The sequence below is a fragment of the Nonomuraea sp. NPDC005730 genome, from assembly GCF_040630865.1.
In the GTDB taxonomy this organism is placed as follows: domain Bacteria; phylum Actinomycetota; class Actinomycetes; order Streptosporangiales; family Streptosporangiaceae; genus Nonomuraea.
In genome coordinates this window covers 80983-95914 of the sequence record NZ_JBEXYK010000003.1, presented here as the reverse complement: position 1 = coordinate 95914, position 14932 = coordinate 80983, and the positions used below count along the sequence as shown (strand labels likewise).

The 14932-nt window shown below is 73.3% G+C and carries 16 protein-coding genes; 11 read left to right on the top strand and 5 right to left on the bottom strand.

The genetic code is table 11. The annotated features are described in order from the left end of the window. The first annotated feature begins 29 nt into the window (after positions 1–29). The gene (locus ABZ444_RS05430; protein WP_357993048.1) at positions 30–1028 is read left to right on the top strand and encodes an aldo/keto reductase family protein; all 999 of its coding nucleotides are present in this window, start codon (positions 30–32) and stop codon (positions 1026–1028) included. 62 nt (positions 1029–1090) lie between these two features. Here the strand turns inward: ABZ444_RS05430 and ABZ444_RS05425 are convergent, their stop codons facing one another. Continuing rightward, the gene (locus ABZ444_RS05425; RefSeq protein ID WP_357967657.1) at positions 1091–1297 is read right to left on the bottom strand and encodes a hypothetical protein; all 207 of its coding nucleotides are present in this window, start codon (positions 1295–1297) and stop codon (positions 1091–1093) included. Positions 1298–1381: 84 nt separating this feature from the next. Here ABZ444_RS05425 and ABZ444_RS05420 point away from each other — a divergent pair, with 84 nt between their 5' ends. Together ABZ444_RS05420 and ABZ444_RS05415 are read left to right on the top strand one after the other, a co-directional pair. Further along, positions 1382–2098, top strand: a complete 717-nt coding sequence (locus ABZ444_RS05420) for an SCO2322 family protein (RefSeq protein WP_357993044.1) — start codon at positions 1382–1384, stop codon at positions 2096–2098. Between the two features lie 10 nt (positions 2099–2108). Beyond that, a complete protein-coding gene (locus ABZ444_RS05415) occupies positions 2109–3092 on the top strand; it encodes a bifunctional adenosylcobinamide kinase/adenosylcobinamide-phosphate guanylyltransferase (RefSeq protein ID WP_357993041.1) in 984 nt (327 codons plus the stop codon). 39 nt (positions 3093–3131) lie between these two features. On the opposite strand, the gene ABZ444_RS05410 is transcribed toward ABZ444_RS05415, so the two are convergent. Further along, on the bottom strand, positions 3132–3932 hold the full coding sequence (locus tag ABZ444_RS05410) for an ATP-binding cassette domain-containing protein (protein WP_357993038.1): 801 nt from the start codon (positions 3930–3932) through the stop codon (positions 3132–3134). A 35-nt stretch (positions 3933–3967) separates the two neighbouring features. On the opposite strand from ABZ444_RS05410, the gene ABZ444_RS05405 reads away from it, so the two are divergent. Then, entirely contained in the window at positions 3968–4711 is a 744-nt protein-coding gene (locus tag ABZ444_RS05405) for an adenosylcobinamide-GDP ribazoletransferase (protein ID WP_357993035.1), read from the top strand. Between the two features lie 24 nt (positions 4712–4735). On the opposite strand, the gene ABZ444_RS05400 is transcribed toward ABZ444_RS05405, so the two are convergent. The 3 genes from ABZ444_RS05400 to ABZ444_RS05390 are packed head-to-tail and all read right to left on the bottom strand — an operon-like array spanning position 4736 to position 6929. Then, a complete protein-coding gene (locus ABZ444_RS05400) occupies positions 4736–5623 on the bottom strand; it encodes a CPBP family intramembrane glutamic endopeptidase (RefSeq protein WP_357993032.1) in 888 nt (295 codons plus the stop codon). Beyond that, positions 5620–6585 carry a hypothetical protein gene (locus ABZ444_RS05395; RefSeq protein WP_357993029.1) on the bottom strand — a complete coding sequence of 322 codons (966 nt, stop codon included), beginning with the start codon at positions 6583–6585 and terminating at the stop codon, positions 5620–5622. Before ABZ444_RS05395 ends, ABZ444_RS05400 begins: the two co-directional genes overlap by 4 nt. Next, the gene (locus ABZ444_RS05390) at positions 6582–6929 is read right to left on the bottom strand and encodes a GntR family transcriptional regulator (RefSeq protein WP_352353377.1); all 348 of its coding nucleotides are present in this window, start codon (positions 6927–6929) and stop codon (positions 6582–6584) included. Before ABZ444_RS05390 ends, ABZ444_RS05395 begins: the two co-directional genes overlap by 4 nt. A 105-nt stretch (positions 6930–7034) precedes the next feature. On the opposite strand from ABZ444_RS05390, the gene ABZ444_RS05385 reads away from it, so the two are divergent. The 7 genes from ABZ444_RS05385 (at position 7035) to ABZ444_RS05355 (ending at position 14927) form a co-directional block, all read left to right on the top strand. Then, a complete protein-coding gene (locus ABZ444_RS05385; RefSeq protein ID WP_357993026.1) occupies positions 7035–8504 on the top strand; it encodes a leucyl aminopeptidase in 1470 nt (489 codons plus the stop codon). Between the two features lie 51 nt (positions 8505–8555). Further along, positions 8556–9920, top strand: a complete 1365-nt coding sequence (gene lpdA, locus ABZ444_RS05380; RefSeq protein ID WP_357993023.1) for a dihydrolipoyl dehydrogenase — start codon at positions 8556–8558, stop codon at positions 9918–9920. Between the two features lie 38 nt (positions 9921–9958). Beyond that, a complete protein-coding gene (gene sucB, locus ABZ444_RS05375) occupies positions 9959–11422 on the top strand; it encodes a 2-oxoglutarate dehydrogenase, E2 component, dihydrolipoamide succinyltransferase (protein ID WP_357993020.1) in 1464 nt (487 codons plus the stop codon). Between the two features lie 66 nt (positions 11423–11488). After that, positions 11489–12382 carry a TIGR01777 family oxidoreductase gene (locus tag ABZ444_RS05370; RefSeq protein ID WP_357993017.1) on the top strand — a complete coding sequence of 298 codons (894 nt, stop codon included), beginning with the start codon at positions 11489–11491 and terminating at the stop codon, positions 12380–12382. Positions 12383–12418: 36 nt separating this feature from the next. After that, positions 12419–13156, top strand: a complete 738-nt coding sequence (locus ABZ444_RS05365; RefSeq protein WP_357967634.1) for a peptidase E — start codon at positions 12419–12421, stop codon at positions 13154–13156. 37 nt (positions 13157–13193) lie between these two features. Then, complete coding sequence (lipB, locus tag ABZ444_RS05360) at positions 13194–13886, top strand: lipoyl(octanoyl) transferase LipB (protein WP_357993014.1); 693 nt, start codon at positions 13194–13196, stop codon at positions 13884–13886. A 57-nt stretch (positions 13887–13943) separates the two neighbouring features. Continuing rightward, complete coding sequence (locus ABZ444_RS05355) at positions 13944–14927, top strand: M48 family metallopeptidase (RefSeq protein WP_357993011.1); 984 nt, start codon at positions 13944–13946, stop codon at positions 14925–14927. The last annotated feature ends 5 nt before the right edge of the window (positions 14928–14932 follow it).

The window sequence follows — 14932 nt, the reverse complement described above, 5'->3', positions numbered from 1 at the left end:
GGCTCATGTGACGCTCTAAGGTCGAACGTATGGAATTCCGACACCTCGGCCGCAGCGGTCTCATGGTCAGCGAGATCAGCTACGGCAACTGGCTCACCCACGGCTCCCAGGTCGAGGAGGACGCCGCCAAGCTGTGCGTGCAGGCGGCGCTCGACGAGGGCATCACCACCTTCGACACCGCCGACGTCTACGCGGGGACGAAAGCCGAGGAGGTGCTCGGCCGGGCGCTCAAGGGCGTCCGCAGGGAGTCGCTGGAGATCTTCACCAAGGTCTACTGGCCCACCGGCCCCGGCAAGAACGACCGCGGGCTGTCCCGCAAGCACATCACCGAGTCGATCAACGCCTCGCTGCGCCGCCTCCAGACCGACTACGTCGACCTGTACCAGGCCCACCGCTTCGACAACGAGACACCCCTTGAGGAGACCCTCAAGACGTTCGACGACCTCGTCCGCCAGGGCAAGGTGCTCTACGTCGGCGTCAGCGAGTGGACGGCCGAGCAGATCGGCCGCGCCCTGAAGATCGCCGACGAGATGGGCTTCGACCGGATCGTGTCGAACCAGCCGCAGTACTCGATGTTGTGGCGGGTCATCGAGGAGGAGGTCGTGCCGCTGAGCGAGCGCGAGGGCCTCGGCCAGATCGTCTGGTCGCCGATCGCGCAGGGCGTGCTCACCGGCAAGTACCTGCCCGGTCAGCAGCCTCCGCAGGGCTCGCGGGCGACCGACGCGAGCGGCAGCGCCATGATCGCGCGGTACATGAACGACGACGTGCTCACCCGCGTGCAGGAACTGCGGCCGATCGCCGACGACCTCGGCCTGACCATGGCCCAGCTCGCCGTGGCCTGGGTGCTGCAGAACCCGAACGTCTCCAGCGCCATCGTCGGCGCCACCCGCCCCGAGCAGGTGCGCGACAACGTCAAGGCGGCCGGCGTCAAGCTGGAGGACGACGTGCTCAAGCGCATCGACGACGTGCTCGGCACGGTCGTGGAGCGCGACCCGGCCAAGACGGTGAGCCCCGCCATCCGTCCGTGACCCGGAGAACGAGAAACCCCTTGAGCCACGATGCGCTCAAGGGGTTTCCGTTTTTTCGCGGATCACTCCGGACGCAATGACATTCCCGTGTATTCGACGCGGTCCTCGTCGAGCAGCGCCACCTGCTCGACGCCGGATTCGAGCAGCTCACGCCAGTTCTCCCCGAGCCAGGACTCCGCATCGGCCTGACTCGGGAAAACCTCTCGCGGCAAAGGGCGGTCCGTCACCTCACCACCATTTGCATCTTCATAACGCCACCGCCATGTCATGCCATACGCTCCTTCTCCGCGGGTTCGCCGGCGCCTTCCCTCCGACGGCACTGGAACCCTACTCCCGAGCTCGGAGGTCCATCGATGCTGCGCGCGGGCCGTGTTGCCGCGGCGGTCGTCCTGGGGGCGGCCGCCGTACTCCTTCTCCCCTCCTCCGCGCTCGGCTCACCCTCCTCGCGGTCCGGCGGTCCGGCGCCGGTGGCCGCCGCGGAGCCGGGGGCCGTGCGGCTGTGGGGGGTCTGGCGGAGCGACGGCACGGCGTGGCTGGCGTCCACGGCCGCGTACGAGCCGGCGGACGGCTCGGTCGTCGGGTGGCGCTTCACGGTCTCGGCCGACGGGTCGGCGGGCGAGCCGCCGGGCGGTGAGCTGCCGTCGTTCCCGGTGGTGTGCGTCCAGGACGCGGCCGGGTCGGGGCACAAGCGGGTGGCGGTCGCGGTGGACTTCGGGGACGGGGAGGGCGACGTCCCGCCCGGCGACCGGCCGCCGGCGCACCCGCTGCTGCGCTGCGTGACGGGCGCCGAGGACGCGACCGCCGCCCAGCTCCTGGCCTCCGCCGCCAGGGTCGGCGTGAACGGGCGCGGCGAGGTCGTGTCGGTCAGCGGCTACCCGTCCCAGGGCGCGGGGACCGTCCGGTCCAAGGAGACGGACGCCGCCGAGCGGGTCGCCGCGCCCGCGAGCGCGCCCGGCGGGTCTCCGGCGCTGCTGATCACGGGCGGCGCGGGGGCGCTGTTGCTGCTCGGCGGGGGCGCGGCCCTGGCCGCCCGCCGCCGCCCCGGCCGGCCCGGTCGCTCCGGTCGGTAGCCTCTGGGCGGTGAAGCTTCTTCTCTCCGGGACCGGGGGTGCCGCGGGCTGGCCGGCGGACGGGTGCCCGTGCGCCTCGTGCGCCCGGCTCCCCCAGGGCCGTCGCCGCCCCTTCGAGCTGGTCGTGGACGACGCCGCGCGGTTCCCCTTCACCGGCGGCGGCGCGTTCGGCGGCGGGCTCGGGCTGGTGACGGCCGACGGCGAGGCGGTGTTGTGCCTGCCGCCGGGCCGGGAGGCCCCCTCCGACGGTCCCGCCCGCTACGACGTCGTCGTGCTGGACCTGCTGGACCGCCCGCAGCGGCTCGGCGAGCTGCGCCGCGCCGGGCTGGCCGACGACCGGACGACCGTGGTGGCCGCGTGGCTGGACCACCGGATCAGGTCGGAGGAGGAGCTGGCCAGGCGGCTGCGGCTGTGGGGGGCGGTGGCCGTGCCGGACGGGACGGTCCTGGAGAGCGGCGGGACGGTCCGCGAGACGCCGCCACGGCGGGCGTTGCTGCTCGGCGGGTCCAGGTCGGGCAAGTCGGCCGAGGCCGAGCTGCGGCTGGCGGCCGAGCCGTCCGTCACCTATGTCGCCACCGGCGGCGACGGCGCGGCGGACGGCGAATGGGCGGCGCGGGTACGGGCGCACCGGGAACGGCGGCCCGCTCACTGGGACACGGCCGAGACGACGGACCTGGTGGCGGTCGTCGCGGCGGCGAGCACGCCCCTGCTGATCGACGGGCTGGGCACGTGGCTGGCGGCGGTGTTCGACGAGCACGGGGCCTGGGACGGCGACCGCACGCCGGTCGCCCGGCGCTGCGCGGAGCTGGTCGAGGCGTGGCGCGGCACGCCGGTGCCGCTCGTGGCGGTCTCGGACGAGGTGGGGATGGGCGTGGTGCCCGCCACGTCCGCCGGCCGGGCCTTCAGGGACGCGCTCGGCAAGCTCAACGAACGGCTCGCCGCCGAGTCCGAGTACGTCGCCCTGGTGGTCGCGGGACGTCCTCTGGAGCTGTGACCTCGCGGACCTCGCGGATCTCGGGGTCGCGGGCCGGGGCTACGGGCGCACGGCTCTGGCGTACCAGCGGCCGTCGAGGCGGTCCACGTGCAGCGGGCGGCCGAAGCACTCGGACAGCAGGTCGGGGGTGAGCACCTCCGACACCGGCCCCGCGGCCAGCAGCCGCGAGTCGCGCATGAGCAGCGCGTGCGTGGTGGTCGCGGGCACCTCCTCCAGGTGGTGGGTCACCGTGACCGTGGTCAGCACCGGGCGGGTGGCGGCCAGCTGCTCGACCGCGGTGATGAGGTCCTCGCGCGCCGGCAGGTCGAGCCCGGCGAACGGCTCGTCGAGCAGCAGCACGGCGGGCTCGGCCATGAGCGCCCTGGCCACCCTGACCCGGGCCCGCTCCCCTTGCGAGCACACCCGGAACGGGCGCTCGACCAGGTCCTTGCAGCCCAGGTCGGCCAGCAGGCGGGTGGCGCGCTCGCGCTCGTTGTCGCCGTACTTGTCCCACAGCGGGACGCTCGTGCCGGTGTGGCCGGTCAGGACCACCGTGTGGGCGGTGGCGCCCTCCTCCTCCAGCAGGTCCTCGTCGATCAGCCGCTGGCTGGCCGCGACCAGGCCGATGTGGCGGCGCAGCTCCCGCAGATCGATCCGGCCGAGCCGGTGGCCGAGCACGCTGACCGCGCCCTCGCTCGGGTGGCGCACCGCCCCGGCCAGGGAGAGCAGAGTGGTCTTGCCCGCGCCGTTGGGGCCGAGGATCACCCAGTGGTCGCCGTACGCCACCTGCCAGTCGATGCCGTCGAGCAGCGTTTTGCCGACAACCCGGACAGCTACACCTTCGAGTTCAAGCACGTGCATTCCCGCCACATTAGTCGGCCCTAGGATCGGTCGTTATGCCGCTTGCTGAGCTGACCCACGGGCTGCGCTTCGCGTTCGGCATGCTCAGCGCCGTTCCGGTGCGGGTCGACAGGGTCGATCGGGAGGTCGCCGGGCCGGCCATGGTGGCGGCCCCCGCGGTCGGGCTGGGGCTCGGCGCGGTGGCGGGCCTGGCGCTGCTGCTGCCGGGGCCGCCGCTGCTGGGCGCGGCGCTCGCGCTCGGGTTGCTGGCCGTGCTCACCCGCGGCCTGCATCTGGACGGGCTGGCCGACCTCGCCGACGGCCTGGGCAGCGGCCGGCCCGCGAACGACGCCCTCGACATCATGAAAAAATCGGACATCGGGCCGTTCGGGGTGATGACGCTGGTCATCACGCTGCTCGTCCAGGCGGCGGCGCTGACCGGGGCCGGTTACGCCGCCCTGGTGACCGCCTGCGTGGCCGGGCGGCTGGCGCTCACCTGGGCGTGCCGGGCCAGCGTGCCCGCCGCGCGGCCCGGCGGGCTCGGGGCGATGGTGGCGGGCACCGTGAGCGATCCGGCGGCGTGGCTGGCCACGACGGCCGCCCTCGCCGTGACCGCCGGGCTGGGGCTGGCGGCCGGGACGTGGGCGCCGCCGATCGCGCTGGCGGCCGGGCTCGGGGCGGCGCTGCTGCTGCTCCGGCACGCCCGGCGGCGGCTCGGTGGCATCACGGGGGACGTGCTCGGCGCGCTGGTGGAGACCGGGACGGCGGCCGCGCTGGTGGTGTGCGCGATCCTGGGCTGACCGCCGACGCAGTCGGCTGCGGGGTCAGGCGACCGGCTGCGGGGTACGCGCCGGGAGCAGGCGGACGAGGACCACGCAGAGCAGGGCGAGCGGGACCCAGCCGACCAGCCCGGTGAGCCCGGACACCGCGGTGTCGGGCGGGGCCGCGGCGTCCCCGAGCAGCAGCACGGCGGGCAGCACCGCGTTCAGCGAGCCGTGCGCGACCACGCAGGGCCACACGCTGCCCGTACGCAGGCGCAGCCAGCCGATCGCGATTCCGGCCAGCACGCAGAAGCCGATGAACTGCAACGCCGCCCACGACCCGAGGCTCGGGTAGTTGTAGCCGAGCAGGGTGAGCGGGGCGTGCCACAACCCCCAGATCGCGCCGGACACCGCCAGGCCGCCGAGCGGGCCGTACGTGGCGGACAGCCGGGGCAGCAGCCAGCCCCGCCAGCCCCACTCCTCGCCCAGCGCCGGGACCGCGTTCAGCACCGGGCCGACCAGCACGCCGATGGCGATCTGCAGGTAGAGCGCCGGGCCCGGGTCGGCCGGCGGCTGCACGCCCGCGGCCGCGAGCTGGGCCCGGTACAGGCTGAACCGGTCGAGGTCGAGCGGGAACAGCCCGACGGCGGTGCTGAGCCCGGCGCAGACGGCGATCAGCAGCGGCACGCCCAGCCAGGCGGCCAGCACGTACCGGCCGGTGCGGCCCTTGCTCTCGCCCAGCGTCAGGCCGGTCTCGGCGGCCCAGCGCCGCCAGGGCGCGCGGGACAGCGCCCACACCCCGAGCACCCCGGCGGTCGGCGTGAACATCATGACCGCGGCCAGCCCCTTGGCCGCGGGCGAGCTCAGGCCGGCGCCGAGCCAGATGGGCAGGGCCACCAGCCAGGACAGCCCGAAGGCGAGGACGAGGAAGACGGGAAGCTGTTTTCTCATGACCGTGCACGCTCCGCGACGAGGGCGTTGATGAGGGACGCGCCGCGCTCGGCGTCGTCGATGCTGATCGCCAGCCGCCCGCCGGAGCGGTAGCCGACGACCAGGCACTCGCCGCCGCGCAGCATGATGGTGGCCATGCCGGGCAGGCCGCGGAAACCCCAGCCGCCGACCTCGCTCGGCCTGCGGACCTCCGTCCAGGCCCGGTCGATCCTCGACAGCGGGATCCGGCGCGCCGGGACGCCGAGCGGCCCGAAGCCGATGACGAGCGCGTCGTCGCCGACCCGTACGGACAGCGTCGCCGTCGCCAGCCCCGCGACCAGCACGATCACGGCACCGGGCAGGGCGGAGGCCATGGTCGCCGGCGACAGGACGCCGGCCAGGCGCAGCCCGCAGAGCACGGCGATCGCCGCCGCGGCCACCAGCGTCAGCCCGACCAGCCACGGGTTGACCAGCCGGCTGACCCAGACCGTACGGCGACCGGGCCGCAGCTTCAGTGCCGGGGGCGGCTGCACGGCCTCGACCGGGTCGGGCCCGCCCCTGCCGAGGTGGCCCGCGAGCACGCCCACGCCGAGTGAGCCGACGACGACCAGCGGGACATGCCAGCCGGAAAGGCTCGCGGCCGTCCAGTCGGGCACGTCGAGGTTGGCCGACATCGTGGAGGCCTGCGTGCTGAGCACCAGGACCCCGCTGCCGAACAGCCCGCCCCACCACAGCGCCCGCCCGTTGCGGTGCCGCAGCGCCCAGCCCCGCGCGGCGACGGCCAGGAACGCGACCCACACCACGGTCCACACCGCCGCCACCGTCAGGACGTGGGCCTGGAAGGACGTCGAGCGGTCGACGCCCGCCGCACCCCAGTGGGTGGCCAGCGGCTCGGGCAGCCGGTCGCGCAGCCCCATGGGGGCCAGGACCAGGGCCGCCGTGACGGCCACGCCCCACGCCGCCGCGGGGATTCGGGGGTTCATGGCAGATCCTCCAGGATGGTGATGAGGTCCTCACGGCGGTAGCCGTGCCTCTCGGCCTCCTCCAGCAACTCCCGGGCGCGCTGCACGAGCAGCGCGCGCCCGTCGGCCTGGCCCGCGACGCTGACCCCGCGCCCCCGCCTGAACTCCAGCAGCCCCTCGTCGCGCAGGTCGCGCAGCGCGCGCAGCACGGTGTTGGGGTTGATGCCGAGCGCCCTGGCGAGGTCGCGGGCCGGCGGAAGGCGGTCACCGGGCGTGTAGGAGCCCTCGCCGATGGCGCGGCGGATGGCGCCGGCCACCTGTTCGTGGAGGGGCCGTGCGTCGTTGAGATCGAGCGCGAGCAACATGATGCTAATGACACTAGCACCATGAAACGTAATGCGCCCGACCAGCATTTGTAGGATGAACCCCTGTTTGTGAGTACGCAGAAACCGTGGATAGCATCGGTTTACGTGACCACTGTGCGGCTGAACTCAGCAGACCCAGTCTCTGTCGACACCGACGCCCTCATCGTCGGCTTCCGGCCCGGCCAGGACGGCCCCCGCCCGGCCACGGGCGCTGAGTCCCTCGACGCGGCTTTCGGCGGCAACCTCGCCACCTCCCTCAGCTCGCTCGGCTTCTCCGGCAAACCCGGAGAGCTGGCCAAGCTGCCCACGTTCGGCGCCGTCCAGGCCCCGGTGCTCGTCGCCGTCGGCCTGGGCGACTCCTCCGACCACGAGTCCCTTCGCCGCGCCGCCGGCGCCGCCGTGCGGTCGCTGGCCGGCACCGCGCGCGCCGCGCTGGCCCTGCCCTCCGACGACGACGCCCAGGCCGAGGCCGTCGCCCTGGGCGCGCTGCTCGGCGCGTACGGCTTCGACCGCTACCGCACGGGCGAGGGCCCGAAGGCGCCCGTCTCCGAGATCACCGTCCTGTCCGGCCGGGGCGAGTCCGCCGCCGAGCGGGCCGGCGTGCTGGCCGAGTCGGTCTCGCTCGTCCGCGACCTGGTCAACACGCCGCCGTCCGACCTGTGGCCGGCCAAGTTCGCCGAGATCGCCGAGCAGGAGGGCGCCAAGCACGGGCTGACCGTCGAGGTGCTCGACGAGAAGCAGCTCAAGGACGGCGGCTACGGCGGCCTGGTCGGCGTCGGCCAGGGCTCGGTCAACCCGCCGCGCCTGGTCCGCGTCGCCTACAGCCACCCCGACGCGGGCAAGACGCTGGCGTTCGTGGGCAAGGGCATCACGTTCGACTCCGGCGGCCTGTCGCTCAAGCCGTCGGCCGCCATGGACTGGATGAAGTCCGACATGGGCGGCGCGGGCGCCGTGCTCGGCGCGCTGCTCGGCATCGCCCGGCTCGGCCTGCCGGTCAACGTCGTCGGCTACCTCTGCCTGGCCGAGAACCTGCCGAGCGGCACCGCCCAGCGCCCCTCCGACGTCATCCACAGCTACAGCGGCAAGACGGTCGAGGTGCTCGACACCGACGCCGAGGGCCGCCTGGTGCTCATGGACGGCATCGCGCGCGCCGCCGAGGACGACCCCGACCTGATCGTCGACATCGCCACGCTGACCGGCGCGCAGATCGTCGCGCTCGGCTGGCGCACCGCGGGCGTCATGGCCAACGACGACGCCGTCCGTGAGCTGGTCGTCGAGGCCGCCACCGCCGCGGGCGAGGGCGCCTGGGGCATGCCACTGCCGGAGGAGCTGCGCAAGGGCCTCGACTCGCCGGTCGCCGACATCGCCAACCTCCACCCCGAGCGCTTCGGCGGCATGCTCACCGCCGCCATCTTCCTCAAGGAGTTCGTGCCCGACGGGGTGCGCTGGGCGCACATCGACATGGCCGGACCGGCCTTCAACAAGGGCGAGCCGTACGGCTACACCCCCAAGGGCGGCACCGGCGCCATCACCCGCACCCTCATCGGACTCGCAGAGCGGCACGCGAGCATCTGAAACAAATGAAAAGATGACGGCATCACGAACACCCCGACAAGGAGCCTTCCTGTGGCCTATGACATCGTCGTCCTAGGTGGCGGCAGCGGCGGTTACGCCTGCGCGCTCCGGGCGGCCGAGCTGGGCAAGTCGGTCGTCCTCATCGAAAAGGACAAGATCGGCGGCACCTGCCTCCACAGGGGATGCATCCCCACGAAGGCCCTGCTGCACTCGGCCGAGGTCGCCGACGAGACCCGCGAGAGCGCGTCCTTCGGCGTCAAGGCGAGCTTCGAGGGCATCGACGTCCAGGGCGTGCACGCGTTCAAGGACAAGATCGTCACGCGTGCCTGGAAGGGCGTCCAGGGCCTGCTCAAGGGCGCGGGCGTGACGGTGGTCGAGGGCGAGGGCCGTCTGGTGGGCCCGCGCAGCGTGCAGGTGGGCTCGGAGGTCTACGAGGGCGCCAACCTCGTGCTGGCCACCGGCTCGGCCCCCCGCACGCTGCCCGGCCTGGAGATCGACGGCGAGCGGATCATCACCAGCGAGCACACCCTGAAGATGGACCGCGTGCCGTCGTCGGTGATCGTCCTGGGCGGCGGCGTGATCGGCGTCGAGCTGGCCAGCGTCTACCGCTCCTTCGGCGCCGAGGTCACCATCGTCGAGGCGCTGCCGCACCTGCTGCCGACCGAGGAGGAGTCCAGCTCCAAGCTGCTGGAGCGGGCCTTCCGCCGCCGCGGCATCAAGTACGAGCTGGGCGTCTTCTTCGACTCCGCCAAGACCACCGAGACGGGCGTCGTCGTCACCCTGGCCAACGGCAAGACCCTCGACGCCGAGCTCCTGCTCGTCGCGGTCGGCCGCGGCGCGGTGTCGTCCGGCATGGGCTTCGAGGAGCAGGGCGTCACGGTCGAGCGCGGCGCCGTCGTGGTCGACGAGCACTGCCGGACCTCGGTCCCCGGCGTCTACGCCATCGGCGACCTGATCCCCACGCTGCAGCTGGCCCACGCCGGGTTCGCCGAGGGCATCATGGTGGCCGAGCACATCGCCGGCCTCAACCCGCCGCCGATCGACTACGCGGGCGTGCCCCGCATCACCTACTCCGACCCCGAGGTCGCCTCGGTCGGCATCACGTCGGCGCAGGCCGCCGAGCGCGGCATCGAGATCGTCGAGCAGGTCTACGACCTGGCCGGCAACCCCAAGAGCCAGATCCTCGGCACCTCCGGAGCGGTGAAGGTCATCGCCCAGAAGGACGGCCCGGTCGTCGGCGTCCACATGGTGGGCCGGCGCATCGGCGAGCTCGTCACGGAAGGCCAGCTGATCTACAACTGGGAGGCGCTGCCCGCAGAGGTCGCCCAGCTCATCCACGCACATCCGACCCAGTCCGAGGCAGTCGGTGAGGCGATGCTGGCCCTGGCCGGCAAGCCGTTGCACGTACACAACTAGTCCAGCCCTCGAGATCAGAACGCGAGAGAAGAATAACGATGCCGGTCTCCGTACAGATGCCCCAGCTCGGCGAGAGCGTGACCGAGGGCACGGTAACCCGTTGGCTGAAGAAGGAGGGCGAGCGCGTCGAGGCCGACGAGCCGCTCCTCGAGGTCTCGACCGACAAGGTCGACACCGAGATCCCGTCGCCTTCCGCGGGTGTCCTCACCAAGATCGTCGTGGCTGAGGACGAGACGGTCGAGGTCGGCGCGGAGCTCGCCATCATCGACGAGAACGCCCAGCCGGGCGCCGCCGCCCCGGCCCCGCAGGCCGCTCCCGAGCCCGAGCCGGAGCCCGAGCCCGCCCCGGCTCCCCCGGCCTCCTCCATCCCGCAGCCGGCCCCGGCCCAGCCCGCTCCCCAGCAGGCCGCCCCGGCTCCGGCTCCGCAGGCCCCGGCCCCGCAGCAGGCCGCTCCGGCTCCGGCCCCGCAGGCCCCGGCTCCGCAGCAGCCCGCCGCCGAGCCCACGCCGCTGCCGTCCTCGGGCGACAGCCCCTACGTGACGCCGCTGGTGCGCAAGCTCGCCAACGAGCACGGCGTCGACCTCGACTCGATCAACGGCACCGGCGTCGGCGGCCGCATCCGCAAGCAGGACGTGCTGGAGGCCGCCAAGTTCCAGCGCGAGCAGGCCGCCGCCCCGGCCGCGGCTCCGGCCGCCCAGCCGGCCGCCGCCGCGCCGGCCCCCGCCGCCGCCCAGGCCCCGGTCGCCGCGGCGCCCGAGCCTGTCGAGGTCGACACCACGCTGCGCGGCCGTACGGAGAAGATGACGCGGCTGCGTCAGACCATCGCCAAGCGCATGGTCGAGTCGCTGCAGACCGCGGCGCAGCTCACGTCGGTCGTCGAGGTCGACGTCACGAAGATCGCCCAGCTCCGGGCGCGGGCGAAGGACGACTTCTTCCGCCGCGAGGGCGTGAAGCTGACCTTTACCCCGTTCTTCGCGATGGCCACCGTCGAGGCGCTCAAGCAGCACCCGAAGCTCAACGCCACGATCAACAACGAGACCAACGAGGTCACGTACTTCGACGTGGAGAACCTGGGCGTCGCGGTCGACACCGAGCGCGGCCTGCTCGCGGCGGTCGTCAAGAACGCCGGCGACCTCAACCTCGCCGGCCTCGCCCGCAAGGTCACCGACCTGGCCGAGCGCACCCGCAACAACCAGGTGACGCCCGACGAGGTCACCGGCGGCACGTTCACGCTGACCAACACCGGCAGCCGTGGCGCGCTGTTCGACACGCCGATCCTCAACCAGCCGCAGGTGGGCATGCTCGGCACCGGCGCGGTCGTCAAGCGGCCCGTCGTGCTCGACACGCCCGAGGGCGAGGTCATCGCGGTGCGTTCGATGGTCTACCTGGCGCTGACCTACGACCACCGCCTGGTCGACGGCGCCGACGCCGCCCGCTTCCTGACGACGATCAAGCGTCGCCTGGAGGAGGGCCGCTTCGAGGCCCAGCTCGGGCTCGCGTAGTCATCACCCGTGAAAGGCCGGGCGGCTCCTTCGGGGGCCGCCCGGCCTTTGGCGTACTGTGGGGCCATGGCGATCATCGTGACCGGGGCGTCCGGCCTGATCGGTACGGCGCTGGTCGGGGCGCTGCGCGACGAGGGGCGGGAGGTCGTCCGCCTGGTCCGGCGGGAGCCCGCGGGGCCGGGAGAGGCCTTCTGGGACCCGTCGGCGGGGGTGATCGACCGGGCCGCGCTCGAAGGGGCCGAGGGCGTGGTGCACCTGGCCGGGGCCTCGGTGGGCGACCGGCGCTGGACCACCGCCTACAAGCGCGAGCTGGTGCGCAGCCGCGTCGAGGGCACCCGGCTGCTGGTCGACGCCCTGCGCGCGCTCGGCAGGCCGCCCGAGGTGCTGCTGTCGGCGTCCGGGGTCGACTTCTACGGCGACACGGGCAGCCGGGAGATCGACGAGAGCCAGGGCAAGGGTCGGGGGTTCCTGGCCGAGCTGTGCGAGCGCTGGGAGCGGGAGGCCGAGCGGGCCGCCGAGGCCGGGTGCCGGGTCGCGCGGTTGCGCACGGCGATGGTGCTGAGCCGGCACGGCGGGGCGCTCGGGCGCATGTTGCCGATCTTCCGCGTCGGGCTGGGCGCGCCGCTGGGGACGGGCCGGCAGTACTGGTCGTGGATCTCCTTGGACGATTGGGTGGCCGCCGCACTGCATATCCTGAAAAATCGGGATATCGAGGGTCCGGTCAATCTCGGATCCCCTTCTCCGGTCACCAACGAAGAATTCACCCGGACTCTGGGTAAATGCCTGCGTAAAGGCACGGTTCCCATGCCCGTACCGGCGTTTGCGCTGTCCATCGGGGTGGGCGAATTCGCCCGCGCGGGGCTGCTGCCGAGCCATCGTATGATCCCGCGGAAACTGCTTGACAGCGGCTATCGCTTCACGCATACCCGCCTCGACGAGGCGCTGCGCGCCGTACTGTAGGGTGCCGTTCGTCCTTCAGCACGCAGGAGATCCGACATGAGCAGGTCCGGGCAGTCGCACATTCTGGCCATCGGGGGCGGGTCGTTCCGCCAGAGCGAGCGTCACAACTTCATCGAGGCGAGCGGGTTGCTGCGCTACGGCCTCGACCTGACCGGCCAGGACCGCCCCAAGCTCGGTCTGGTCGCCACCGCCCTCGGCGACTCCTCCGACTGGCTGCTGAAGATGTACGGCGCCTTCTCCGGCTGGGACGTCGAGCTGAGCCACCTGACCGTCTTCCCCATGCCCAACGTCGAGGACGCGCGGGCCTGGGCGCTCGAACAGGACATGATCTACGTCAGCGGCGGCAGCGTGGCCAACCTGATGGCGTTGTGGCGGCTGCACGGCCTCGACGAGGTCTTCGAGGAGGCCTGGCGGGCCGGCGTGGTGCTGTCCGGGCAGAGCGCGGGCGCCCTGTGCTGGCACGTGGGCGGCAACACCGACTCCTTCGGCCCGGCGCTGCGTCCGTGGGCCGACGGGCTCGCGCTGCTGCCGTACTCGTGCGGGGTCCACTACAACGCCGAGCCGCAGCGCCGCCCGCTGCTGCAGGAGTCGGTCGCCTCCGGCGAGCTGCCCGGCGGGTACGCCGCCGACGAGGGCGTGGCCCTGCACTACGTGGGCACCGAGTTCATCCAGGCGGTCACCGTCGACCCGCGCGCCTACGCGTACCGGCTGGAGTACGACGGCTCCAACGGCGTCAAGGAGTTCAGGATCGAGCCACGCCTGTTGACCCCCTGATTACCCGGACAGGGTGAGGGAACGGCACAATAGGCTCATGCGCCCCATCCACGGGGACGATCCCCACGCGCTGGCCGTCGTCCGCCTTGGTGTGGACGTCCCCTACGAGCAAGCCTGGTCGTTGCAGCGCTGGATGCACGGCAAGCGGGTCGCCGGCGAGCTGGGCGACGCGGTCCTGATCCTGGAGCACGCGCCCGTCTACACCGCGGGCAGGCGCACCCTGCCCGGCGACCGTCCCTCCGACGGCACCCCTGTCATCGACGCCGACCGGGGCGGCCGGGTCACCTGGCACGGCCCCGGCCAGCTCGTCGCCTACCCCATCGTCGCCGTCGCCGACGTGACCCGTTACGTCTGCGCCCTTGAGGAGACGATGATCCAGGTGTGCGCCGACTTCGGCGTCACCGGCCGGCGGGTGCCGGGGCGTCCGGGGGTGTGGGCGGCCGGCGACGTCGCCCTGGGGCTGCCCGACCGGCAGCTCGGCGCGGTCGGCATCCGCGTCGCGCGCGGCGTGACGATGCACGGGTTCGCGCTCAACTGCGCCAACGACCCCAGGTGGTTCAACCGGATCACGCCGTGCGGGCTGCCCGACGCGGGGGTCTCCTCGTTGTCGGCGGAGACCGGCCGCCGGATCGTGGTCGAGGAGGTCATCCCGATCGCCGAGAAGCGGCTGGCCGAGGCGCTCGGCAAGGAGCCGTTCGACCTGCACGAGGAGGACCTGCTGCGCAGGTGACCGAATCGGCATCGAACAGCGGTTGAATCCGGATCTTTCCGGCCTACCATCGCCGGTGTGAAGCGTTCCGCCGCTCTCGTCCTCGCGCTCCTGGTCCACCTGCTCACGCTGGCCTTCCTCGCGCTGGGCGCGTGGGCCGTGCTGGCGCATCTCGACTCCCTCGTCGCGTGGCTGGTCGGTGGCGTGAGCCTGGCCGTGGGATGGGCGCTGCGGCCCCGCCTCCCCCGCCTGCCGGCCGACGCCGAGGTGCTCGACCGCGCCGCGGCCGGCGAGCTGTACTCCCTGGCCGACCGGGTGGCCGACCGGGCCCGCGTCAAGAGGCCGCGCAGGGTCGCGGTCATGGACCTGGCCACCGAGACCGTCTATGACCATGTGGGCGTGCCGCGCACGCCGGTGCTGGTCATCGGGCTGCCGTTGTGGCTGGCCCTGACGCCGCGGCAGCGGGTGGCGCTGCTGGCCACCGCGTACGCGCGAACCCCGGCCGGCGAGGAGCTGATCGTGGACGGCGCCCTGTTCACGCTGGCCGCCTGGCACGACGCGCTGCTCGGGTCGAGCGCTCCGCTGAAGATCAGGGAGGAGGCCCAGGCCGCGATCGCCCGGTCCTCGCTGGGCCCGATCGACCAGACCGGCACGACGTACGAGGCGGCGGGGGCCATCGGCCGGCTGATCGGACGGGTGCTGGGCGGGCCGGTGCTGCTGGCCGAGTACGCGCTGACGGCGCTGGCCCGCGCCGGGCACGCCCGTACCGAGGAGCGGCGGGAGGCGATCGCCCGGCGGGTGGTGTCCGAGTCCGAGCTGGACGAGCTGCGCGGCCTGGCCGCCGGCGGCTACCTGGCGCCCATCCAGGCCGCGGCGCTGCGCGGCGAGAGCGTCACCGCGATCAGGCAGGGCGCGCTGGCCCGCCACCGGCTCACCGACGACGGCGTGCTGACCTCGGCGCCGCACTCGGAGCTGCTGGGCACCGCCGGGTCCGCGCTGATCGACGAGGAGCTGCTGCGCCACTACACCAGGGCGATCCGCGGCTTCGGGCTCATCACCTGACCCTC